20 protein-coding genes and 1 tRNA gene are annotated in these 20,367 nt (G+C 62.8%); 15 read left to right on the top strand and 6 right to left on the bottom strand.

The genetic code is table 11. The features are described from left to right. Positions 1-20 precede the first annotated feature (20 nt). Positions 21-1,625, bottom strand: a complete 1,605-nt coding sequence (locus GB880_RS11425; RefSeq protein WP_263467145.1) for a peptide ABC transporter substrate-binding protein — start codon at positions 1,623-1,625, stop codon at positions 21-23. A 140-nt stretch (positions 1,626-1,765) separates the two neighbouring features. Here GB880_RS11425 and cobU point away from each other — a divergent pair, with 140 nt between their 5' ends. From cobU to GB880_RS11450, 5 genes are all read left to right on the top strand, one after another. Continuing rightward, positions 1,766-2,296 carry a bifunctional adenosylcobinamide kinase/adenosylcobinamide-phosphate guanylyltransferase gene (gene cobU / locus GB880_RS11430; RefSeq protein ID WP_154490255.1) on the top strand — a complete coding sequence of 177 codons (531 nt, stop codon included), beginning with the start codon at positions 1,766-1,768 and terminating at the stop codon, positions 2,294-2,296. Then, on the top strand, positions 2,293-3,249 hold the full coding sequence (cobT, locus tag GB880_RS11435; protein ID WP_263467146.1) for a nicotinate-nucleotide--dimethylbenzimidazole phosphoribosyltransferase: 957 nt from the start codon (positions 2,293-2,295) through the stop codon (positions 3,247-3,249). The genes cobU and cobT overlap by 4 nt, the downstream gene beginning before the upstream one ends. Before the next feature lie 85 nt (positions 3,250-3,334). Beyond that, a complete protein-coding gene (locus GB880_RS11440) occupies positions 3,335-4,036 on the top strand; it encodes an adenosylcobinamide-GDP ribazoletransferase (protein WP_154490329.1) in 702 nt (233 codons plus the stop codon). 135 nt (positions 4,037-4,171) lie between these two features. After that, positions 4,172-4,795: a TRAP transporter small permease subunit gene (locus GB880_RS11445; protein WP_154490251.1), complete on the top strand. Its 624-nt coding sequence runs from the start codon at positions 4,172-4,174 to the stop codon at positions 4,793-4,795. Then, positions 4,792-6,639: a TRAP transporter large permease gene (locus tag GB880_RS11450; protein ID WP_154490249.1), complete on the top strand. Its 1,848-nt coding sequence runs from the start codon at positions 4,792-4,794 to the stop codon at positions 6,637-6,639. Before GB880_RS11445 ends, GB880_RS11450 begins: the two co-directional genes overlap by 4 nt. Before the next feature lie 109 nt (positions 6,640-6,748). Here the strand turns inward: GB880_RS11450 and GB880_RS11455 are convergent, their stop codons facing one another. Then, positions 6,749-7,873 carry a TRAP transporter substrate-binding protein gene (locus GB880_RS11455; RefSeq protein WP_154490247.1) on the bottom strand — a complete coding sequence of 375 codons (1,125 nt, stop codon included), beginning with the start codon at positions 7,871-7,873 and terminating at the stop codon, positions 6,749-6,751. Positions 7,874-8,114: 241 nt separating this feature from the next. Here GB880_RS11455 and nrdR point away from each other — a divergent pair, with 241 nt between their 5' ends. Continuing rightward, positions 8,115-8,579, top strand: a complete 465-nt coding sequence (gene nrdR, locus GB880_RS11460) for a transcriptional regulator NrdR (protein WP_154490245.1) — start codon at positions 8,115-8,117, stop codon at positions 8,577-8,579. 14 nt (positions 8,580-8,593) lie between these two features. Next, positions 8,594-9,571 (top strand): bifunctional diaminohydroxyphosphoribosylaminopyrimidine deaminase/5-amino-6-(5-phosphoribosylamino)uracil reductase RibD, encoded by a 978-nt coding sequence (ribD, locus tag GB880_RS11465; protein WP_154490327.1) that lies wholly within the window; start codon positions 8,594-8,596, stop codon positions 9,569-9,571. Positions 9,572-9,706: 135 nt separating this feature from the next. Here ribD and GB880_RS11470 read toward each other — a convergent pair whose 3' ends face one another. From GB880_RS11470 to GB880_RS11480, 3 genes are all read right to left on the bottom strand, one after another. Next, the gene (locus tag GB880_RS11470; protein ID WP_154490243.1) at positions 9,707-11,710 is read right to left on the bottom strand and encodes a capsular polysaccharide biosynthesis protein; all 2,004 of its coding nucleotides are present in this window, start codon (positions 11,708-11,710) and stop codon (positions 9,707-9,709) included. 9 nt (positions 11,711-11,719) lie between these two features. Next, the gene (locus GB880_RS11475; RefSeq protein ID WP_229774258.1) at positions 11,720-12,817 is read right to left on the bottom strand and encodes a polysaccharide biosynthesis/export family protein; all 1,098 of its coding nucleotides are present in this window, start codon (positions 12,815-12,817) and stop codon (positions 11,720-11,722) included. A gap of 180 nt (positions 12,818-12,997) precedes the next feature. Then, positions 12,998-14,383: a capsule biosynthesis protein gene (locus GB880_RS11480; protein ID WP_442793761.1), complete on the bottom strand. Its 1,386-nt coding sequence runs from the start codon at positions 14,381-14,383 to the stop codon at positions 12,998-13,000. 179 nt (positions 14,384-14,562) lie between these two features. On the opposite strand from GB880_RS11480, the gene GB880_RS11485 reads away from it, so the two are divergent. From GB880_RS11485 to GB880_RS11515, 7 genes are all read left to right on the top strand, one after another. Then, the gene (locus GB880_RS11485; RefSeq protein WP_154490241.1) at positions 14,563-15,156 is read left to right on the top strand and encodes a riboflavin synthase; all 594 of its coding nucleotides are present in this window, start codon (positions 14,563-14,565) and stop codon (positions 15,154-15,156) included. A gap of 81 nt (positions 15,157-15,237) precedes the next feature. After that, entirely contained in the window at positions 15,238-16,356 is a 1,119-nt protein-coding gene (ribB, locus tag GB880_RS11490; protein ID WP_154490239.1) for a 3,4-dihydroxy-2-butanone-4-phosphate synthase, read from the top strand. Positions 16,357-16,360: 4 nt separating this feature from the next. Then, positions 16,361-16,903 (top strand): 6,7-dimethyl-8-ribityllumazine synthase, encoded by a 543-nt coding sequence (locus GB880_RS11495; protein ID WP_263467147.1) that lies wholly within the window; start codon positions 16,361-16,363, stop codon positions 16,901-16,903. Continuing rightward, on the top strand, positions 16,900-17,403 hold the full coding sequence (gene nusB, locus GB880_RS11500) for a transcription antitermination factor NusB (protein WP_154490235.1): 504 nt from the start codon (positions 16,900-16,902) through the stop codon (positions 17,401-17,403). Before GB880_RS11495 ends, nusB begins: the two co-directional genes overlap by 4 nt. 80 nt (positions 17,404-17,483) lie before the next feature. After that, positions 17,484-17,780: a hypothetical protein gene (locus tag GB880_RS11505; RefSeq protein WP_154490234.1), complete on the top strand. Its 297-nt coding sequence runs from the start codon at positions 17,484-17,486 to the stop codon at positions 17,778-17,780. Between the two features lie 425 nt (positions 17,781-18,205). Further along, positions 18,206-19,126, top strand: coding sequence for a DUF481 domain-containing protein (locus GB880_RS11510; protein ID WP_154490232.1), 921 nt, complete (start codon positions 18,206-18,208; stop codon positions 19,124-19,126). Positions 19,127-19,442: 316 nt separating this feature from the next. Beyond that, on the top strand, positions 19,443-19,916 hold the full coding sequence (locus GB880_RS11515; protein WP_154490230.1) for an MmcB family DNA repair protein: 474 nt from the start codon (positions 19,443-19,445) through the stop codon (positions 19,914-19,916). Here GB880_RS11515 and GB880_RS11520 read toward each other — a convergent pair. Then, positions 19,897-20,121 carry a DUF6324 family protein gene (locus GB880_RS11520; RefSeq protein WP_154490228.1) on the bottom strand — a complete coding sequence of 75 codons (225 nt, stop codon included), beginning with the start codon at positions 20,119-20,121 and terminating at the stop codon, positions 19,897-19,899. The genes GB880_RS11515 and GB880_RS11520 overlap by 20 nt on opposite strands. 114 nt (positions 20,122-20,235) lie before the next feature. Here GB880_RS11520 and GB880_RS11525 point away from each other — a divergent pair. Next, a tRNA-His gene (locus GB880_RS11525) sits at positions 20,236-20,312 on the top strand. Positions 20,313-20,367 lie beyond the last annotated feature (55 nt).

The following is a 20,367-nucleotide window of genomic DNA, read 5'->3' on the forward strand; positions in this document are numbered from 1 at the left end:
TGGCGGGCCGCCCCAGGCGCTTACTTCTGGATGCGATAGATGTCCTTGGCATACCAGTCGTTCATGACGTTTTCGGTCGGCAGGCCCTTGATGTCGTCGCGGATCATGTCGACCTTGGCATATTGATAGATCGGCACCAGCGGCATGTCCTCGGCCAGCAGCTTTTCGGCGGCCGTATACTGGACGTTCGGGTTTTCGGCCGTCTTGGATTCGTCCATCAGCTTGTCGAATTCCGGGTTGGAATATTTGCCGCAGTTCATCCCGGTCGAACGGAAATAGTCGAGGAAGGTCGAAGCCTCGTTGTAATCGGCACACCAGGCATAGCGGGCCATTTCGAAGTCGCCCGCCTGCATCCGGTCGGTATGCACCTTCCATTCGACGTTGTTCAGAGTCAGGTCGATGCCCAGCTGCTTGTAGAACTGCTGCGCGGCAACGGCGATTTTCTTGTGGTTTTCGTCGGTGTTGTATTGCAGCGTCAGCTTCAGCGGCTTGTCGGGGCCATAACCAGCCTCGGCCAGCAGTGCCTTGGCCTTTTCCAGACGCTCGGCCTGGCTCCAGCCGGCATAGTCGATCTCGGGCATCTCGAAGCCTTCGATGGCCCAATGGGTCCAGTTATAGGCCGGCTTCTGGCCGCCTTGCAGGATCTGGTCGACAACGATGTCGCGCTGCATGGCATAGGACAGCGCCTTGCGCACGCGCACGTCCTTGAGCGCCTCGGGGCCCTTGGGGCCGACGTTCAGCAGATAGGCATAGGTGCAGGCATAGGGAATGGAAATCGCCTGATCGGGGAATTCCTGTTTCAGCCGCGGATATTGCCCGGCGGGGATCTGCACGCGGTCCAGCTCGCCGGCCTGATAGCGGGTCAGGGCGATGTTGTTGTCGTTGACGGTCAGACCCTTGATCTTTTCCATCACCACATTGTCGGCGTCCCAGTAGGTCGGGCTTTTTTCCATGCTGATCTGGACGCCCAGATCGTGACTGGTCAGGACATAGGCGCCATTGCCGACCAGCTTGCCGGGCTGGGTCCAACTGTCGCCTTCGGCCTCGACGACCTTCTGATTGACCGGGAAGGTCGAGGCGTGCGTCACCATCTTGGGGAAATAGGGGGTGGGCGTGGTCAGCTTGACCTCAAGCGTATGATCGTCCAGCGCCTTGACGCCCAGTTCCTCGGGTTTCTTTTCGCCCTTGACCACGGCAGTGGCGTTTTCGACGTTCATCAGTTCGATGAACCAGGCGTATTCGGACGCGGTTGCCGGATCGGCCAGGCGCCGCCAGCTATAGACGAAATCATTGGCAGTGACCGGATCGCCGTTCGACCATTTCGCCTCGGGCCGCAGCTTGAAGGTATAGGTCAGCTTGTCGTCCGAAACATCGAATCCCGTCGCGACGCCGGGAATCGGGGCGCCAGTGGCGTCCTCGTTCAGCAGGCCCTCGAACAGCTGGCGGATGACATCCGAGCCTGCGACATCGGTGTCCTTGTGCGGATCGGTCGTCTTGATCGCGTCCAGCAACCAGAAGGTATAGCTTTGGTTTTCTGCCAGCTTTTCACCTTCGCCCAGCTGGACAGCCATGGCGGGCATGGCCAGGCCAGCTACCAGCGCAGTGGTCAGGAAAAGACGGGTCATAGGGCACCTCTCTGAATGTTATTGCGCATTGCTACTTTCGCGTGTGCAATGCTGATTGCGCGAGTGTTGCCGATAAGCTGTCTGACAGCAAGCTTGATTTCCGGCTTTCGCTGCCGCGTCGCGTGTGAAACAAGACTGTCATGAGCAAGGAACCGCGCATCATCATGGTGACCGGCGGCGCCAGATCGGGAAAATCCCGTCTGGCCGAAGGGCTTGTGGATGGCCTTGGCGGTCCCCGCATCTATATTGCCACGGCCGAGGCAGGGGATGCCGAGATGGCTGATCGTATCGATCGCCACCGATTGCGCCGGGGTGGGGACTGGCAAACGCTCGAATCGCCCCGGGATCTGGTTGCGGCGCTGACAGCCACCGAAGGGCAGGGCGTGCGGCTGATCGATTGCCTGACCCTGTGGCTGGCCAACATCCTGGACAGCACCCAGCCCGAAGCCGCTGTCGCGGAGCTTTGCGCGACGCTTGCCCGCCAGCATTCCCCCGTCGTCCTGGTCACCAATGAACTTGGCTTGGGCATCGTGCCCGACAACGCACTTGCACGACGTTTCCGCGATCAGCATGGCTGGATGAATCAGGCGGTGGCCGAGGTTGCCGATCAGGTGTGGATGGCGGTCAGTGGTCTGCCGCTGCGGCTCAAACCAGAAAGAGGGACAACGTGAAAGAGTATGACACCGCTGCGGCCGAGGCTGCTCGGGCGCGTCAGGCCGAACTGACCAAGCCGCCCGGATCGCTGGGCCGGCTCGAGGATCTGGCCGTGTTCATGGCCGGCTGGCAGGGTCGCGCGCGTCCAAGTCTCGACAGGGTTCAGGCCCTGGTCTTTGCCGGCAATCACGGTATCGCCGCGCAGGGTGTCAGCCCCTATCCGGCCGAGGTGACTGCGCAGATGGTCGCCAACTTCCAGCGTGGCGGCGCAGCCATCAACCAGCTTTGCAAGATCGCCGGCGCGGAATTGCAGGTGGTTGCGCTGGACCTGGAGCGGCCGACAGCAGACTTCACCAAGGCGATGGCCATGGATGTGCCCGACCTGGTCGCCGCGATCCAGACCGGCAAGGATGCCGTCGATCCCGATGCGGATGCCATCATTCTTGGGGAAATGGGGATCGGCAATTCGACCGTCGCCGCCGCACTGGCCGCAGCCACCTTTGGCGGAACGGCCGAGGATTGGGTAGGCCCCGGCACAGGTGCCGATGCAGACATGCAGGCGGTCAAGGCAGCCGTCATCAATGCCGGGCTGCGTCGTCACAAGGGTGCGGCAACTGCGGCCTCGATCCTGGGCAGCTTTGGCGGACGCGAACAGGCCGCGATCTGCGGCGCCGTGATCCGCGCCCGCGAACTGGGAATTCCGGTCATTCTGGACGGCTTCATCTGCACCGCCGCCGCCGGGGTTCTGGTCGTGAATGACCGGCAGGCTCTGGATCACTGCCTGATCGGCCATGAAAGCGCCGAGCCCGGACACCGCAGGCTGATCGCCGTGCTGAAAAAGGATCCTGTCGTCACGCTGGACATGCGACTGGGCGAAGGAACTGGCGCAGCCGTGGCGCTGATGGTGCTGCGTGCGGCGCTGGAATGTCACAACGGCATGGCCACCTTTGCCGAGGCGGGGATTGGATAAGACGCCGGATCTGCGGAACTCGTTCGATCCGCGGGGGCTGGCAACCGCGTTTGTGTGGCTGACGCGCTTGCCGCTGGGCGGGTTCATGCGCACGCCACCCCCGCCACTGGCTGCGGCCGTCTGGGCATTTCCGCTGGTCGGGCTGGTCGTCGGGGCAGGGGGCGGCCTGGTGGTGCTGGGGGGAAGCATCCTCGGCCTGCCTGATTTCGCAATCGCGGTGCTCGCGGTCGCGGCCTGCATCATGCTGACCGGCGCCATGCACGAGGATGGCCTGGCGGATCTTGCCGATGCGGCAAGCGGGCGCGACCGAAACGAGCGCCTCGCGATAATGCGCGATTCGCGTATCGGCAGTTACGGGGTTCTGGCCCTGGGGCTGGTGAGCGCCCTGCGCATCACATCCCTTGCCGCTCTGGCGCACAGCACTCCCTGGCTTGGACTTGCCGGGCTGACGGGGGCCGCCGCGCTGTCGCGGGCGGCTATGGCATTGGGAATGTGGCATCTGCCACCGGCGCGATGCGATGGTCTGGGACGCATGGCGGGCCGGCCCACGATGGTCGGCGTCGGGCTGGCGCTTCTGCTGGGCGCCGCGATCCTGTGCTGGCCATGCCTGATGATGAGCCGGCCGCTGATGGCCTGGCTGACGACCATCGCGGTTGCAGCAATCCCGGTCATCTGGATCATGCGCCGCGCGCAACGACAGCTGGGGGGACAGACCGGAGATGTTCTTGGGGCCATGCAGCAGACCTGCGAATGTGCGGTGCTGCTGACCCTGGTGGCGTTCACGTGACGCTTCGTCACTTTCTGATGTGTTTTCCTTGAATGGCTTTTACGCTTCATTCATAGGTCACGATTACATCAATAGGTCGGGGCTACCGACCAGCCGTCCCGAACGGGTCGGCCAACTTGGGGGAGGTTTGTCGTCATGGGTGCCCTGCTGGGGCTGTCTCGCGGCATTGATCGCGTCAATACATTCATCGGCCGGAATGTCAGCTGGCTGATCCTGGTCGCGGTGCTGGTCAGCGCCGCGAATGCGGTGATCCGCAAGGTGCTGAACACATCGTCCAACGCCTGGCTTGAACTGCAATGGTATCTCTATGGCGCCGCTTTTCTTGGCGCCGCAGCCTATACGCTGAAGGAAAACGAACACATCCGCATCGACATCATCTACGGGCGCTGGTCACGCCGGACACAACACTGGATCGATCTGATCGGGCATGTGCTGTTCCTGATGCCCTTTGTCATACTGATGCTGTGGTTCCTTTATCCCTGGGTCATGCGCTCATATAACAGCGGCGAGGTCTCGACCAACTCGGGCGGGCTGATCCTGTGGCCTGCCAAGCTGTTGTTGCTGATCGGTTTCGTGCTTTTGTTCTTTCAAGGCATTTCCGAAATCATCAAGAAGATCGCGGTGATGCGCGGCCTGATCGACGATCCCAATCCCTTTGTCTCGCACCATGAGGCCGCGGCGCTGGAGGGCGAGGTCATGGTCCGCCAGATGCAGGATGCGCTGGACGAATCCCCCCGCAGCGAGGAGACGCGCAAATGATGGAATTCATTGCGATGAACATGGCGCCGATCATGTTCGCGTCGCTGGTGCTGTTCCTGCTGTTCGGCTATCCGGTCGCCTTTGCCCTGGCTGCGAACGGGCTTCTGTTCTTTGTGATCGGCGTCGAACTGGCACCCTTGTCGGGCGGATCGATCAATCTCAGCTGGCCCTTGCTGAACGCGATGCCCGAGCGATTGTGGGGGGTGTTGTCGAACGAGACATTGCTGGCCATTCCGTTCTTTACCTTCATGGGCATCGTGCTGGAAAAGTCCGGCATGGCCGAGGATCTGCTGGATACCATCGGGCAGCTGTTCGGTCCAATCCGGGGCGGTCTTGCCTATGCGGTGATCATCGTGGGCGCGCTTCTGGCCGCGACGACGGGCGTGGTGGCCGCTTCGGTGATCGCCATGGGTCTGATCTCGCTGCCGATCATGCTGCGCTATGGCTATGACCGCCGGATCGCGGCGGGCACCATCGCGGCTTCGGGCACGCTGGCGCAGATCATCCCGCCGTCTCTGGTCCTGATTGTTCTGGCCGATCAGCTGGGACGTTCGGTCGGCGACATGTACAAGGGGGCGTTGATCCCCGGTCTGGTCCTGACCGGGCTTTACATGTCCTACATCCTCGTCATGTCGATCATTCGCCCTAACAGCCTGCCTGCCCTGCCCAAGGAGGCGCGGACGCTGGGTTCGGGCGTGACATCGCTTTTCGTGGCCTTGGCCTTGACCTTGGTCATGGCCTGGTTGGCGTTCCGCTGGCTGCACCCGACGGCGGGCAAGGATGCCGATATCCTCGCCCCCGCGCTTGCCATCATCGCCATCTACATCCTGGCGTTGCTGGATCGGTCTCTGAAGATCAATGTGATGTCGCGGCTGGCGCAACAGGTCATCATCGTGCTGATCCCGCCGCTTGCACTGATCTTTCTGGTGCTGGGGACGATCTTTCTGGGCATTGCCACCCCGACCGAGGGGGGCGCGATGGGTGCTGTCGGCGCCTTGATCCTGGCAGCGATCAAGGGGCGCCTGAGCTATGACGTCATCCGGCAGGCCTTGCTGGCGACCACCCGCCTGTCGGCCTTCGTGATGTTCATCCTGATCGGGGCGCGCGTTTTCTCGCTGACCTTTTATGGCGTGAATGGTCATATCTGGGTCGAACATCTGCTGACCTCTCTGCCCGGTGGCGAATACGGCTTCCTGATCGCAGTATCGGTTCTGGTGTTCCTGCTGGCGTTCTTCCTGGACTTTTTCGAACTCGCCTTCATCATCGTGCCGCTTCTGGCTCCGGCCGCCGATGCCCTGGGTATCGACCTGATCTGGTTCGGCGTGTTGCTGGGGGTGAACATGCAGACCAGTTTCATGCACCCACCGTTCGGCTTCTCGCTGTTCTTCCTGCGGTCGGTCGCCCCAAAGGCACCCTACACGGACAAGGTCACGGGCAAGCTGATGCAGCCGGTCACGACCGGGCAGATCTATTGGGGCGCCGTTCCCTATGTCTGTATCCAGCTGGTCATGATCGGGATCGTGATGGCCTTCCCCGGCCTGGTGATGCATTACAAGGGGGCACCGATCGATACCTCGAACGTCAAGATCGAGGTGCCAAGCAGCGGCGGATTGGGCGATCTTGGCGGCTTCGGTGGGCTTGGCGGATCGCCCTTTGCTCAACCGGCAGCGCCTGGAACCGCCCCCTCGACCACAGCCGCGCCAGCAGACCCGTCCTCGGACAACCCCTTGTCGGGGCCGCCGCCTGGCCTTTCCGCGCCGGGTTCTTCACAAGCGCCGGCCAATCCCGCCGATCCGCTTTCCGGCCCACCTCCGGGCCTGTCTGCGCCGGCAGCTGGCAACTGACGCCGACGAAAAGGCCCATTTTTGGGCCTTTTCCGCTCTGCCGAGGTCACGAACATAAAAAAACCGCCGCGGATTTCCGCGGCGGTTTTCATTCTTGCGATGCCGTTTGTTACAGCGTGCCGTTGCGCTGCTGGATCATCATGAAGGTATCGTAGGTATATTCGGCAGTCTGGTTATAAAGATACCAGTCGTTGCGAACCGTCTTGATCGATTCCCAGATCTTCTTGAAGGCGGGGTTGGTCGCCTCGATCTCGGCATAGACCTCGTTGGCGGCCTTGTAGCAGGCGTCCAGGATTTCGGCGCTGAAGGGGCGCAGTTGGGCGCCCGCCGCCACCAGTTCCTTCAAGGCGATCGGATTCAGATGGTCATATTTCTGCAGCATGTTGGCGTCGGTCGCCTGGCACGCCGTGCGCAGCAGAGCCTTGTAGTTATCGGGCAGTTCTTCATACTTGCCCTTGTTGAAGAAGAAATGGACCGTCGGCCCACCTTCCCACCAGCCCGGATAATAGTAATAGGGTGCCACCTTGTAGAAGCCCAGCTTCTGATCGTCATAGGGGCCAACCCATTCCGAGGCGTCAATGGTGCCCTTTTCCAGCGCCGGATAGATATCGCCACCGGCAATCTGTTGCGGCACCGCGCCCAGACGCTCCATCACCTTGCCGGCAAAGCCGCCGACGCGGATCTTGAGGCCCTTGATATCGGCGACGGTGTTGATTTCCTTGCGGAACCAACCGCCCATCTGCGCACCGGTATTGCCTCCGGGCAGACCGAAGATGTTGTGCGTCGCAAGGAATTCATTGAACAGGTCGATCCCGCCGCCATGATATTGCCAGGCGTTCATCGCCCGTGCCGACAGCGCATAGGGAACCGCCGCGCCCAGGGCAAAGGTGGGATCCTTGCCCCAGCTGTAATAGGAAACGGTGTGGCAGGCCTCGACCGTGCCTTCGGTGACGGCATCCTGGGCTTGCAGGCCGGGGACGATTTCGCCAGCTGCAAAGACCTGCAACTGGAACTTGCCGCCGGTCGCCTCTGCCAGATGTTTGGACAGCACCTCGGCGCCGCCATAGATCGTGTCGAGCGATTTCGGAAAGGCCGAGGCCAGTCGCCACTTCACTTCGGGCATTTCCTGGGCGATCGCGGGCGCAGCCAGGGCCGCCCCGGCAGCGGCGGTGGCGCCGCCAATGGTTGCGCGCGTCAGGAAAGCGCGCCGGCCAAGCTGGGTCGTTTCAGTCATGAGTTCCTCCGCATTGCTCGGCCTTCTGCGCGGCCGATTGTGGCGACCTTTGCATGGCGCAAACCGTCTGTCGAGACGCGTGTTCCTCAAATCCGCGTCTGGGTGCAACTGGCTGTTCGTGCCGTTACGTCAATTGGCGGGACGGCCCGAAACCAGTATCTTGTGCCGCCATCATCGGGCTACCCAAGCCGTTTGGCGGGCCCTATAGTTGTGGGTGATCGTGGCCAAGGGGGAACAAGGGATGCGGTGCCCGTTCTGCGGAAATGTCGATACCCAGGTCAAGGATTCGCGTCCTGCCGAGGATAACGTGGCAATTCGTCGCCGGCGGTTCTGCCCGGCCTGTGGCGGTCGGTTCACCACCTACGAACGGGTTCAGTTGCGGGATCTGGTGGTGGTCAAGTCCAGCGGGCGGCGCGAGGATTTCGACCGCAGCAAGCTGGAGCGATCGATCCGCATCGCCATGCAGAAACGCCCGATCGAACCCGAGCGGATCGATCAGATGATTTCCGGCATCGTGCGACGTCTGGAGAGCATGGGCGACACGGACGTGCCCTCGAAAATCATCGGCGAAATCGTGATGGAGGCGCTGGCGCGCATCGATACCGTTGCCTATGTCCGCTTTGCCAGTGTCTACAAGAATTTTCAGGCAGCCGATGATTTCGACAAGTTCGTGTCGGAACTGCGCCCGGGTGCCGTCGAGGAATGAACGATCATCGCCACATGGCGCATGCGCTGACGCTGGCGCGGCGCGGGCATGGCAATACCTGGCCCAATCCTGCGGTTGGCTGCGTGCTGGTGCGCGATGACGTCGTCGTTGGGCGCGGTTGGACACAACCCGGCGGACGCCCCCATGCCGAGGCTATGGCGTTGGCCCAGGCGGGCGCAGCCGCGCGTGGGGCAACTGCCTATGTCACGCTTGAACCCTGCGCCCATCACGGCAAGACCCCGCCCTGCGCCGAAGCCCTGGTGCGGGCCGGTGTCGTGCGGGTGGTTTCGGCCCTGACCGATCCTGACCCGCGGGTGGCGGGTCGGGGGCACGCAATGCTGCGTCAGGCCGGCATCTGCGTTACCGAAAATATTTGTGCCAGGCAGGCAGGCCGGGATCAGGTGGGGTTCCTGACCCGCATCACGCGCGGGCGTCCGATGCTGACGCTGAAGCTGGCCAGCAGCTTCGATGGCCGCATCGCCACAGCCAGTGGGGAAAGCCAATGGATTACCGGCCCCGCAGCGCGCCGCCATGCCCACATGCTGCGCCTGACGCATGATGCGGTGATGGTCGGAGGAGAGACGGCGCGCATAGACCGCCCGACATTGAACGTGCGCGGTCTGGGTCGGGTGCGCCAGCCTGTGCGCGTGATCGTTTCAAACCGTGACCTGCCGCCCTTGCCGCCCGAGGACAGTGCGCACGGGCCTTTGTGGCATCTGCGGGGATCGGTCGCTGACGTCATGTCCGAGCTTGGAAGGCGCGGAGTCACCCGTGTCTTGTGCGAGGGTGGCGGGAAACTGGCGGCAAGTTTGCTGGCGGCGGATATGGTCGACCAGCTTGTCGGCTATTGTGCCGGGATCACGCTGGGTGGGGATGGCTTGCCGACCATTGCGTCGCTGGGCTTGAATCGGCTGGCTGACGCCCCGCGTTTCGAATTGGTCGAACTGCGGTCGCTGGGCGGCGATGTGCTGCATCGCTGGCAGCGGGCCTGACAGGGGCGGCCATTATCGATCGCGCATTTCCGTTCCGCATAATGGGCCTCGGCGCATAGCCGCGCCCCGTGCGCGGACGATCTTGAACGGTTCGACGGGTCATCGCCGCCGGCTGAGACGGCGCCAGCGGAAATTCTAGCGCCGCCAAAGCCAGGCGTGGGTGCTGAACAAACCCTGCAATTTGGCGAGGATACGCAAGACGCGCCCCCCGGCTTCATGCGGGTGATCTTCGCATAGACGGTCCACCACGACCTCGACAGGGCAGGGCAGGTCGCTGACCGGGTCGTGATAGCGGGGATAGGCGATCAATGCGGCGTGGATCAGCCGAAGCATGTCGGCACCTGCCTGACGGCGCGATGGCACCGGACCAAGGTCGTTGGTCAGCCCCAACCCGGCATAGAAGGGCGCGCCAACAGTGGTCACGGGCAGACCGCGCAGCAATGCCTCGAACCCTGTGGTCGAGGTGATGGTCCAGACCTCGTCCACCGCTGCCAGCAGTCGATCCATATCGGCATCGGTCACCACGACATCGGCAACGCCGCGCAGCTCGTCTGCGGAAATTGCGCCCGGCCGCAGGCCGGCTTGAACGTCGGGGTGCGGTTTATAGATCACGACGGATTGCGGTCGATGGGCCCGAACAAGCTGCAACAAGGAAAGATTGTCCCTTATCGCTCCGCCCCCCAGCCGGACCGAAGCGTCATCCTGCACCTGACCAGGCACCAGGATGCGATGACCTGTCGGCAGGGCGGGCAGCGGACCGCCCAGATTGTATTTGGTCAGCCTTGCCGACAGCAGACGTTCGTGCAGTGCTTGCGCCCGACGCTTTTGCTGCGGTGTCAGGGGCGTTGCCATCAGACGTTCAAGGCGGCTTTCGCGACCAGGATCGTAATAGATGCCAAGATCGTCTGCGACCAGCGACAGGGGTGGAACAAGCGCCGCGCCCAGCCCCCGGGACCGCAGGAAGCCATCCTCGATGCGCAAGGCGTTGGGGCAGGCGCTGGCCTTGCCAGCCCAGGCCAGGGTAATGTCCGGACCCGGGCGCGCGCAAAAGCGCACGCCCCGGCCATTACCGAAAAAGCGGGCGATAAGCGGGCGCTTCCATAGCCGGATGCCATAGGCGCGGTGTCCGTTTCGGTCCTGGCGCCAGGCGCGGGCTTCGGCTTCAAGTTGGGAAAGGACGGTTTCAAAATCGGTCAGCCGGTCGCGGCAAGGATCATACCAGGTCGGCGCAAGCAGGTGGCTTGCAGCAAACAGCGCCTCGACCGTGGCGGGCTGGCGGTCCGGCACGGGTTGCTCGTCCTGGGTCAACCCCCGTCCGGCGTAAAAGGGTTTGCCGAAAATGCGCGGCCGGTGACCGGCCAGGACGGCCTCGTATCCCAACAGGGACGACATTGCGTAAACCTGGCGGGCGCCAGCCAGCAGGCGCCAGGGCGATACCGGCGTGTCGCATATCGCCTCGCCCGGGCGCAGATCGGCAGTCAGGAAATGACCGGGCCGCAGACCGCTGGCGGTTTCCGGATGGGTGCGGACGATCAGCGGCAGATCAGGATTTTCGGCACGCGCCCGGTCCAGCATTCGCAGGAAATCGTGCCGGTCCGCCCCCATCAGCGATGCGTCGCCTCGGGTCTGGTCGATCACCAGCACGTAGCCCGGCGGCGGCGCATTTTCCTCGGGCAGGTGGATATTGTATTTCGACACATCCGCCGCGATCAGCCGATCGATGCAATCGCGCGCTCGTGCAAGGGTTTCGGCATCCATGTCGCGCGACAGACAGGCGTCGATCACCGAGGGACGCGACGGGTCAAAGTGAATCCCGTGCGGATCGATCATCAAACCGATCGGCCCCCGTCGCGCGACCCGGCCCCTTGCCCGGCCAGGCAGGACCGAACGCAGGAATGCGTCCTCGACATGCACAAGCCGTGCGCGGCGTGCCTTGGCCAGTGCCCGCCCGCGCCATGCTGTCGGGCTGTTTCCCCAGACACCGACATGATCGTCCGGCCCGGGCAGGCCAAGACGCACCGACCAGCCCGCAAGAGCCAGGATGCGACGCAAGCGCGGTGCGGTAAGAAAGCCGCCGTTGCAGACGAAAAGCCGCCGGGCAAGGGGTTGCCCGGCGGCCTGGGTTTCAGACAGGTGCATCCCGCAGCCTTAGTCCAGCGAGCTGCTTGCCGTGCCCACCTGGGTGACGGGGGTCAGGATCGAATTCAGCGTCTTGCTCCACTGCACGAAGGGGGCTTCGGTGACATAGACGGTATCACCGTCGCGGATGACGAAATCACGCGCCAGGAACAGACCATCGGGTTTGGTCAGGTCCAGGACATAGGCCACCCGTTGATCGCCATAGATGTCAGACCGACCCAGCACTGCCCGAGCCACGGATTGCGGTTCGTTCCGCAGCACGAAAACGCCCTTGGGGTCGGCCAGGGTGGTGCTGAGCCCGCCGACCATGGCAACCGCTTCGATCGCATTGACCTGTTCGTTGCCCAGCGGCACCTTGGTCTGGCCCCCCAAGGCGCCCAGGGCGGTGAAGCTGCGCTGATCCTCTTCGACCAGGATCACATCGCCTGGGCGCAAGGCAATATCGTTGCGCGAGTTGGAATACAGGTCGCGCAGCCAGACCTTGCCACTGGCATTTCCGCGCTTGACGGTGACCACCGCAACTTCGGGTTCGACGCTGACGCCGCCCGCCTTGGACAGCATCGATGACAACGTGCGGGTCGGGCGCTCGATCGGATAGACGCCCTGGGCGTTGACCTTGCCCATGACCGACACGGTGGCGCCATCGCCGGCAACGCGGGTCACCATGACTTGCGGATCCGGGGTCTGGGTTTCCAGTTTCTGGGTGATGATGCGGCGCAGTTCGTCGGGGCTGTTGCCGGCGGCACGGATGCGCCCGGCATAAGGCACGAAGATATAACCCTGGCTGTCGACTTGCAGCTGCTGCAACTGGGTCGAACTGGAACCCATCGAGGCCAGCAGGCCGTCATCGACGTTTTCCCAGATCGACAGGCCCAGCACATCGCCGGGCCGGATCACGTCGGCCCCCACGGTTCCGGCCGAGCGGAAATCGGCGCTGAAGCCATAGGCAGGTGAATAGTTGGCAGCCCGGTTCACGCGATCGTCCACATGAACGATATGCGAACTGCCACCCTTGGCGACCGAGCCGGCGAGAATCTCGCCCTTGGTGGGGCCCGACCTCGGAAGCCCGCAGGCCGCTACCAGCAGCATGGCACCCAGCAGGCTCATCCGTCCAAGACGCGCACCAAGAGCCCGCTTGCCACGGCAAGACCGTGTCGGAAGGACGTGCGACAAATTCAGTTCGATCAAATTCAAGCTCCTGTCCACTCCTCCGCGATTCCTGAACCGCGGCTTATTTGCTCGCCACGTTAGCGTAGCACTGATTGCATTGCCATATTTTGTGCCGTGCTAATGATCTTTGTCGACCATCTGTTGCCGATGCTTGCCACGTCCGGCAAACAGCGCCTGATAGGGATCTTCGGGCGCAAGCATCATGTCCACCACGATACGCAAGGCATGCGCGCGCGAGCGGCGTGCATAGAACCCACCCGGAACCTGACTGCTTTCCAGAAGGAAATCGCGATAGCGTCGATAGGCTGCACCCTGCGGAGGCCGCGGGTCGCGCAGGAAATCGGCCAGGGTCTGATCGGAAACCAGGTCCGGCTTGGAAAATACGGCGCGCCCCATGGCCTTGACCGGCAGCCCGCGCCACAACGCCTGTTGCGCCGCGGTCGAGTTGACGGTGACCGCAGCGCGCGCCTCGTTCAGCAGCTGAGCCAGCTTGCCGCCGCGCACGAAATGCACCCGATCCTCGATCGCCAGCGAGCGCGCCTTGTCGCGGATCGCACGCCGAATGTCGCCACGCCCATCCTCGAGCGGATGGGCCTTGAATACCAGCCGATAGTGCGCCGGGGCGGCGCGCGCGAATTCGGTCAGCACCTCATCGGTGAAATCCGCCATGCGCGCATAAGGGGAATGCGCGACAAAGTTGGAATCGTGCTCAAGCTGCATCAGCACCAGGATATAGGGAAAGCCGCCACGACTTATCCGCCGCGCCTCGCGCCGCTGAGCAAGCGCATCGAACGGTGTCAGCAGCAACCGGCGCAGATGCAGCCTGAATTCCTGCAACACACCGATTTCGCGATGGGTCCGATATCCCGGATAGCGCCCATTGGCCGCGAGGATCATGAAATGGTAAAGGGCGCCGTAGAACTTGTGCTGGCGCATGTCCCCCCAGCGCGCCGGAGGGCGCGTGACTTCGGAACCGCGCAGATGCAAGGCCTGGCGCATGGCGCGCAGGGGAATGTGCATCAGCGCCGAATTTCCGTTGGAGCCACCGCGTTCATAGGTGATCCAGAAGGGGCGCAGATAACCTTCCTCGAATACATGCAGCACCAGCTCGTGATCCTGGGCGGCCTGGCGCGCGGCGGCATGGATCGGTCGCACGTCGCCGTAAAGCACGATATCGGTCACACCCTTTTCGCGGATGATCCGGTCCAGATGCGCGGGCCAATCCTGCGGCTGGCCACTGTGGCGGATGAAGCGTGGCTTGTCGGACCAGAAGAACTCGTCCCCCGCGTTGAATCCTACGCGCCAGACCTGGGCGCCCGCATCGCGAAGCAGCGCACCCACGCGATCGAAGAACGGCCCATGCGGCCCTTGCAGCATCAGGAAAACCCGGCGCGAGGCTGGCATGGCGGCAATGGCCGACACGGGCGTCAGATGTGCGCCGGCGCCGCTTTTCGCGCGCGCTGTCAGGATAGGGCTGGCCTGGGGTTCCGGCAAGGTGGACATCGGCAACTGCAAACTGGATAAACGGGGAACCGCCCCCGATTCTGATTGCCTCAGATGATGCCTGCTGTCACGCGGTTTTGCATATCTGTCTTAATGGATCGGTTTGCCCGTCTCTGCCTTGCTTGAAGATTCTGCGACAACGTTCTAGGTGTCGCACAGGAAGGCTTCAGGGGACGTTCATGTTTACCGGCATCATCACGGATATCGGAATTGTTTCCCAGGTCGAGATGCGCGGCGACATGCGGGCGCGCATCAGCTGCAATTATGACATGTCCGGGGTGGATCTGGGCGCGTCCATCGCCTGCGACGGGGTATGTCTCACGGTCGTGGACAAGGGCGCGGACTGGTTCGATGTCGATATTTCGGCCGAAACCCTGTCCAGGACCAATATCGGCGCCAATGGCTGGGCCGGCGGCAGGCGGCTGAACCTCGAACGCGCGCTGCGCGTGGGCGACGAACTGGGGGGGCACATCGTTTCGGGCCATGTGGATGGCGTCGCCCGCATAGAGGCCATGCAGGACGAAGGCGACAGCACCCGGATGACCTTTTCGGCGCCGCCCGCGCTGGCGCGGTTCATCGCCACGAAAGGTTCGGTCGCGCTGAACGGTACATCGTTGACGGTGAACGAGGTGGACGGCAACCGTTTCGGGGTCAACATCATCCCGCACACCCAGGCAGTTACCACCTGGGGCGAGGCCAGGGTGGGCGATCTGGTCAATCTGGAAATCGACACCTTGGCGCGTTATGTGGCGCGCCTGGCCGAGACGGGCTAAGGACACGTCCGGGCGGATGGAAGCAATCGGGCGGCATGGCGGGTTGCGCCGCTCGCCACAGGATCACTGCAGGAGATGCACATGCATTACGACAAGCCCGGACCCGTTGAGCGCGACTGGTCGCAAGCCATCTCTCCGATCGAAGACATCATCAACGAGGCCCGGAACGGTCGCATGTTCATCCTGGTCGATCACGAGGATCGCGAGAACGAAGGCGATCTGGTGATACCGGCCCAGATGGCCACGCCCGAGGCGATCAACTTCATGGCCACGCATGGGCGCGGGCTGATCTGCCTGTCGCTGCCCGGTTCGCGGATCGATGCGCTTGGCCTGCCCCTGATGAGCCCGAAGAACTCCAGCCGGCATGAAACCGCGTTCACCATGTCGATCGAGGCGCGTGAAGGGGTCACGACGGGCATTTCGGCCCATGATCGCGCGCGCACCGTTGCGGTCGCCATCGATCCGACCAAGGGCGCGGCCGATATCGCGACACCGGGCCATGTGTTTCCGCTGCGCGCGCGCGAAGGGGGCGTGCTGGTGCGCGCCGGACATACGGAAGCGGCCGTCGACATCGCCCGGCTGGCCGGGCTCAACCCGTCGGGCGTGATCTGCGAGATCATGAACGAGGACGGGACCATGGCGCGCCTGCCCGATCTGGTCAGCTTTGCGCAGAAACATGGGCTCAAGATCGGCACCATCAGCGATCTGATCGCCTATCGCCGCCGTCACGACAACCTTATTGCCGAACGCGGACAGCGCGCGGTCAAGTCGATCCATGGCGGCGACTGGATGATGCGCATCTTTGCCGATGAAACGACGGGGGCCGAACATATTGTCTTGACCAAGGGGGATCTGACGGCGCCGGGGCCGGTGACGGTGCGGATGCATGTGCTGGATCCGTTGCATGATGTCCTGGGCATCGGTCGCGCAGAGGCCGGCACATTGGGTGCGGCGATGAACATCATCGCGCAGGAAGGGCGCGGGGTCGTCGTCCTGTTCCGCGACCTCGAGCCGCGACTGCCGCGTCAGGACGAGGTGTCGTCGCATGTTTTGCGGCAATATGGACTGGGTGCACAGATCTTGTCGGCGCTGGGACTTTCCGAATTGATCCTGCTGACCAATTCCGCACCTGTAAGGGTCGTCGGACTTGACGCCTACGGTCTTTCGATCCATTCCACCCGCTCGATTCCCAAGGAATAAGCTCGTGGCCGCCAGCATAGAACATTATCAGCTTCCCCTGCCGCAGATCGAGGGCGCGCGCCTGTTGATCGTGGTCGCACCTTATTATCGCCAGATCGCCGACGGGCTGATCGCGGGTGCGCGCGATGTCGCCGCCCGCGCCGGGGCCAGCGTCGATCTGGTCGAGGTGCCGGGGGCGCTGGAAGTTCCCACGGCCATTGCCATGGCGGCAAGCCGTGGGCTTTATGACGGCTATGTCGCGCTGGGTTGCGTCATCCGCGGCGAAACCACGCATTACGACACGGTCTGCAATGACAGTTCGCGTGGCATCACCCTGCTTGGCTTGCAGGGGCACTGCATCGGCAACGGTATCCTGACGGTCGAGAACGTCGCCCAGGCCGAGGTGCGCGCCGATCCCCAAGGGCAGAACAAGGGGGGCGGCGCCGCGGCAGCAGCCTTGCATCTGATCGCGCTGAAGCGGCGCTGGGACATGCAGTCGCCCCGTGCCGACCGCCCGCGGGACCCGATCCGCCTGGCCGGCGATCTGGAAGGGACGCGCCCGGCATGAGCGACACCCCCACATCCCGTCCGCGACATCCCGCCGATCGCGCCCAGCGTCAGGCGCGCAGCGCCGCCGCCCGCCTTTATGCCGTGCAGGCTCTTTTCCAGATGGAGGCCGCAGGACAATCCGCCGATCGCGTCCAGCGCGAGTTCCTGAACTGGCGAATCGGGCGTGAGGGCGAGGATGACGATATCGTTTCGGCCGAGGCCGACGATGCCCTGTTTGCGCGTATCGTCGACGATGCCGTTACCTGGCAGGCACGGATCGATCAGATGACGGATCGGGCCCTGGTCGCCAAATGGCCGATCGACCGCATCGATCCTGTGCTGCGTTCGGTGTTCCGCGCAGCCGGGGCGGAGCTTGTGGCCGGGAAGGCGCCGCCGCGTGTCGTGATCAGCGAATATATCCGCATCGCCGAAGCATTCTTCGCCGAAGGTCGCGAAGCAAAATTCGTCAATGCCGTCCTGGATCACATGGCACGCGAGGCCCGGCCCGAGGCATTCTGACACAGGGGCGGATATTTGCTTGGGCAAATGTCCGCGTCACGCTATACTGCGGGTCAGGTTTTCTGCACCATCGGCCTTCAATGCCACAGCTTGTGCGCCTTTACGCAGTCAGCATCGTCATCGGAACGGCTCTGGCCGCTGTATTCGCGGTATTGATCGTTTCGTGCGACATCGCGGGATTGCGTCACCTGATCCTTGCGTCGCCCCAGGGCTGGATTGCCGGCCTGATGCTTTGGCTGTTTCCTGCACTGCTGTTTTCAGGCGTTCAGTTCGGCATACGCGTGATGCTGATGGCCGAGGATGAGGATACCGGCGGGGGTCAGCCGCGCCCGGCACAGCCTGAATCGCTGGTCATCCCGGTTCCCGTGCGGCGCTGAGCTGCACTTTAAGGTTCGGTTCGTGAATTATTTGCCACGCCACTGTGGACGCTGTGCAACAGATGATGCGGTTGCGGCTTCGCCCGGTTCTGCCTGAATTTTAAGCAGTGCGCACACGTCAGCAGAATTGTTTCGGCCCGTTAACAGTGTGTGAGCGCGAACACCGCAAATTAACTGTTGAAAAACTTTTGTTTTGTCGATGTTGTTCACGCCCCCTTGAGGTTCCATCACGAATCATACCGAACGGTTTTCTGCCGATGGGCTCGGATGTTGCCGATTTCACGTTTTTGCGACTTCTGGTGATCGTTCGCGAGCCTCTTTAAGCGCGAATGGGTCGGCTCTACCTCTGTGCCAGCAGAGATGCTCGTGATCCCGGAGGGCCGGGGTTGCGGACAACTAACGGTTCGAGAAAAGGACTGATTGAGATGAAAACCATCGCTTATCTTGCAGGCGCTACCGCCCTGGCCGCGGCCTTTGCCGCCCCTGCCTTTGCGCAGTCGGAAACCGCGACCGGTGCCAACGCCACCGGCATTTCCGCCGTGAACGAACAGATCAAGGATGTCGAGGAAGCCGTCCGCGACGATTTCGACCGTTCGGCCGATGCCTACCGTTTCGGCAACCCAGAGCGTCGTGAAGGCCTCTATGGTTCGGTCGCGATGACCTATGCCGGCCGCACCGGCAACAGCGAAAACCAGGACTTCAGCCTGGCTGGTCGTCTGTCGCACAACCAGGGCCCGTTCTCGCAGTCGGTCGGTATCCTGCTTGAGTATGGCGAGAACAACGCCGGCGACAAGGACACCGAAAAGACCTACGTGATCTACGAAGGCATGTATAACTTCAACGATCGTTTCTATGGTTTCGCGCTGGGTCGTCTGACCACCGACGCGCTGGCCAATGATCCGATCAGCCTGGCTTCGGATCAGACATTTGCCGATCTGAACGGCCGGCTGAAGCGTGATGCCTATTTCGGCGTTGGTCCGGGCTATCGTGTGATCAACAACGAAACCACCGCCTGGCGCGTGCAGGCTGCCGTTGGCGTGCGTTACACCAAGGCCGTGAACGTGATCGACCCGGTCGCCGAGACCTATGACTACAACTCGAACACCGAAGCCGGCTACCTGCTGTCGTCGCGCTTCTACCACAAGTTCAACGACCAGTTCTTCCTGACCAACGACACCGACTACCTGACGTCGGACACCAACGATACGGCCACGAACGAACTGGGCCTGAACTTCAAGATGTCGGATGCCTTTGCAACCCGTGTGTCCTACAAGACGGAATACGTCTCGGACCGCGCGATCCGCACCGACAACACGCTGGGCGTGTCGCTGGTCTACGGCTTCTGATCGGGTAACTTCCCTTCTCTCTCGTGCGGGGCGGCCTTCGGGTCGCCCCTTTCGATTGCGGGGAAGGGTGGCGGGAACCGCAGCGACCGTGACGGCACAGGTTTCCCCGAAAGCCTGGATGTCCAGGTGGGTGCCGGATAACGGGACCAGGGCCCCGACAGAGCCAGCCCCCTCGGTGAAGTTATAGGCCAGTGAGAAAAATGGCCGCACACGCGAAGAGCAGAAACCCGCCAATGCGCAAGATAGGGCAGGGTGGCAGGCGTCGCAAGAGAGGCGCGGGCTTGCAGAATGTTTTTGTTTCGTTCATGTTTCAGGCATGACGCATCCCGATGCCGCCTCGACAAGCCTGCCACTGCGTCCGGGTCAGCGACTGGCACGGGGGGTATCGCGCTATCTGATCGACGCGGGCCATGCGCCGCTGGTCGAATTTGTGCCCGACGCAGGTCTCAGGGTGGATGTCGTGTCGATTTCACCAAAAGGGGAAATCTGGATCGTCGAATGCAAGAGCAGTCGCGCCGATTTCCTGTCCGACCGCAAATGGCAGGGTTACCTGGATTTCTGCGACCGCTTCTTCTGGGCGGTGGACGAGACATTTCCCGACGAGCTGCTGCCCCTGGGGGCCGGCCTGATCCGCGCTGACAACTGGGCGGCGGAAATGGTGCGCATGGCGCCCGAAACCCGCCTGCCAGCAGCCCGACGCGCGCGATTGCTGCGCGATATTGCCCGCGTGTCTTCCCGGCGGCTGATGGCTCTGACCGATCCGATAGGGGTCAGCGGCGCGGCTTTCTAGGCCCCTTTGCCGGGCCGGGCTTGCCCATGCTGCGCGCAGCCTCTGCGGCGGCCATAAGTTCTTCGGCGATTTCCTCGGCTTCGTCCGGGTCGAAATCCAGCGGCAGATCGATGTTTTCGGCCTCGACATAGATGCGCACCATCCCCTGATCGGTGGGACCGATCTGCAGATTCGCCGCAATATCGCTTTCGCTGTTGATGCCCATTTGCAATTTCCTGACACTGGCTCGAAGAGGTGGAAATTTTCCTTAGCGCCGATGCGAAAAAGCGGCAAGACGGGCTTGCGCACGCAGTTTGCTGGCGCTAGATACCACGCCTGTGCCGCCTTAGCTCAGTTGGTTAGAGCGCTAGATTGTGGATCTAGAGGTCCCCCGTTCGAGCCGGGGAGGCGGTACCACCAGATCAGGCGCTGATATTGGCAGGGGCGGCGATTGCGGCCCCCATACGCCATT

The sequence above is a fragment of the Paracoccus sp. SMMA_5_TC genome, from assembly GCF_009696685.2.
Lineage (GTDB): Bacteria > Pseudomonadota > Alphaproteobacteria > Rhodobacterales > Rhodobacteraceae > Paracoccus.

What these genes read in the sequence shown, in the direction of transcription:
- GB880_RS11425 (WP_263467145.1), bottom strand. Translation starts at nt 1,625, where the DNA reads ATGACCCGTCTTTTCCTGACCACTGCGCTGGTAGCTGGCCTGGCCATG.
- cobU (WP_154490255.1), top strand. Translation starts at nt 1,766, where the DNA reads ATGAGCAAGGAACCGCGCATCATCATGGTGACCGGCGGCGCCAGATCG.
- GB880_RS11440 (WP_154490329.1), top strand. Translation starts at nt 3,335, where the DNA reads ATGCGCACGCCACCCCCGCCACTGGCTGCGGCCGTCTGGGCATTTCCG.
- GB880_RS11445 (WP_154490251.1), top strand. Translation starts at nt 4,172, where the DNA reads ATGGGTGCCCTGCTGGGGCTGTCTCGCGGCATTGATCGCGTCAATACA.
- GB880_RS11450 (WP_154490249.1), top strand. Translation starts at nt 4,792, where the DNA reads ATGATGGAATTCATTGCGATGAACATGGCGCCGATCATGTTCGCGTCG.
- GB880_RS11455 (WP_154490247.1), bottom strand. Translation starts at nt 7,873, where the DNA reads ATGACTGAAACGACCCAGCTTGGCCGGCGCGCTTTCCTGACGCGCGCA.
- nrdR (WP_154490245.1), top strand. Translation starts at nt 8,115, where the DNA reads ATGCGGTGCCCGTTCTGCGGAAATGTCGATACCCAGGTCAAGGATTCG.
- ribD (WP_154490327.1), top strand. Translation starts at nt 8,594, where the DNA reads ATGGCGCATGCGCTGACGCTGGCGCGGCGCGGGCATGGCAATACCTGG.
- GB880_RS11470 (WP_154490243.1), bottom strand. Translation starts at nt 11,710, where the DNA reads ATGCACCTGTCTGAAACCCAGGCCGCCGGGCAACCCCTTGCCCGGCGG.
- GB880_RS11475 (WP_229774258.1), bottom strand. Translation starts at nt 12,817, where the DNA reads ATGAGCCTGCTGGGTGCCATGCTGCTGGTAGCGGCCTGCGGGCTTCCG.
- GB880_RS11480 (WP_442793761.1), bottom strand. Translation starts at nt 14,383, where the DNA reads ATGTCCACCTTGCCGGAACCCCAGGCCAGCCCTATCCTGACAGCGCGC.
- GB880_RS11485 (WP_154490241.1), top strand. Translation starts at nt 14,563, where the DNA reads ATGTTTACCGGCATCATCACGGATATCGGAATTGTTTCCCAGGTCGAG.
- ribB (WP_154490239.1), top strand. Translation starts at nt 15,238, where the DNA reads ATGCATTACGACAAGCCCGGACCCGTTGAGCGCGACTGGTCGCAAGCC.
- nusB (WP_154490235.1), top strand. Translation starts at nt 16,900, where the DNA reads ATGAGCGACACCCCCACATCCCGTCCGCGACATCCCGCCGATCGCGCC.
- GB880_RS11505 (WP_154490234.1), top strand. Translation starts at nt 17,484, where the DNA reads ATGCCACAGCTTGTGCGCCTTTACGCAGTCAGCATCGTCATCGGAACG.
- GB880_RS11510 (WP_154490232.1), top strand. Translation starts at nt 18,206, where the DNA reads ATGAAAACCATCGCTTATCTTGCAGGCGCTACCGCCCTGGCCGCGGCC.
- GB880_RS11515 (WP_154490230.1), top strand. Translation starts at nt 19,443, where the DNA reads ATGACGCATCCCGATGCCGCCTCGACAAGCCTGCCACTGCGTCCGGGT.
- GB880_RS11520 (WP_154490228.1), bottom strand. Translation starts at nt 20,121, where the DNA reads ATGGGCATCAACAGCGAAAGCGATATTGCGGCGAATCTGCAGATCGGT.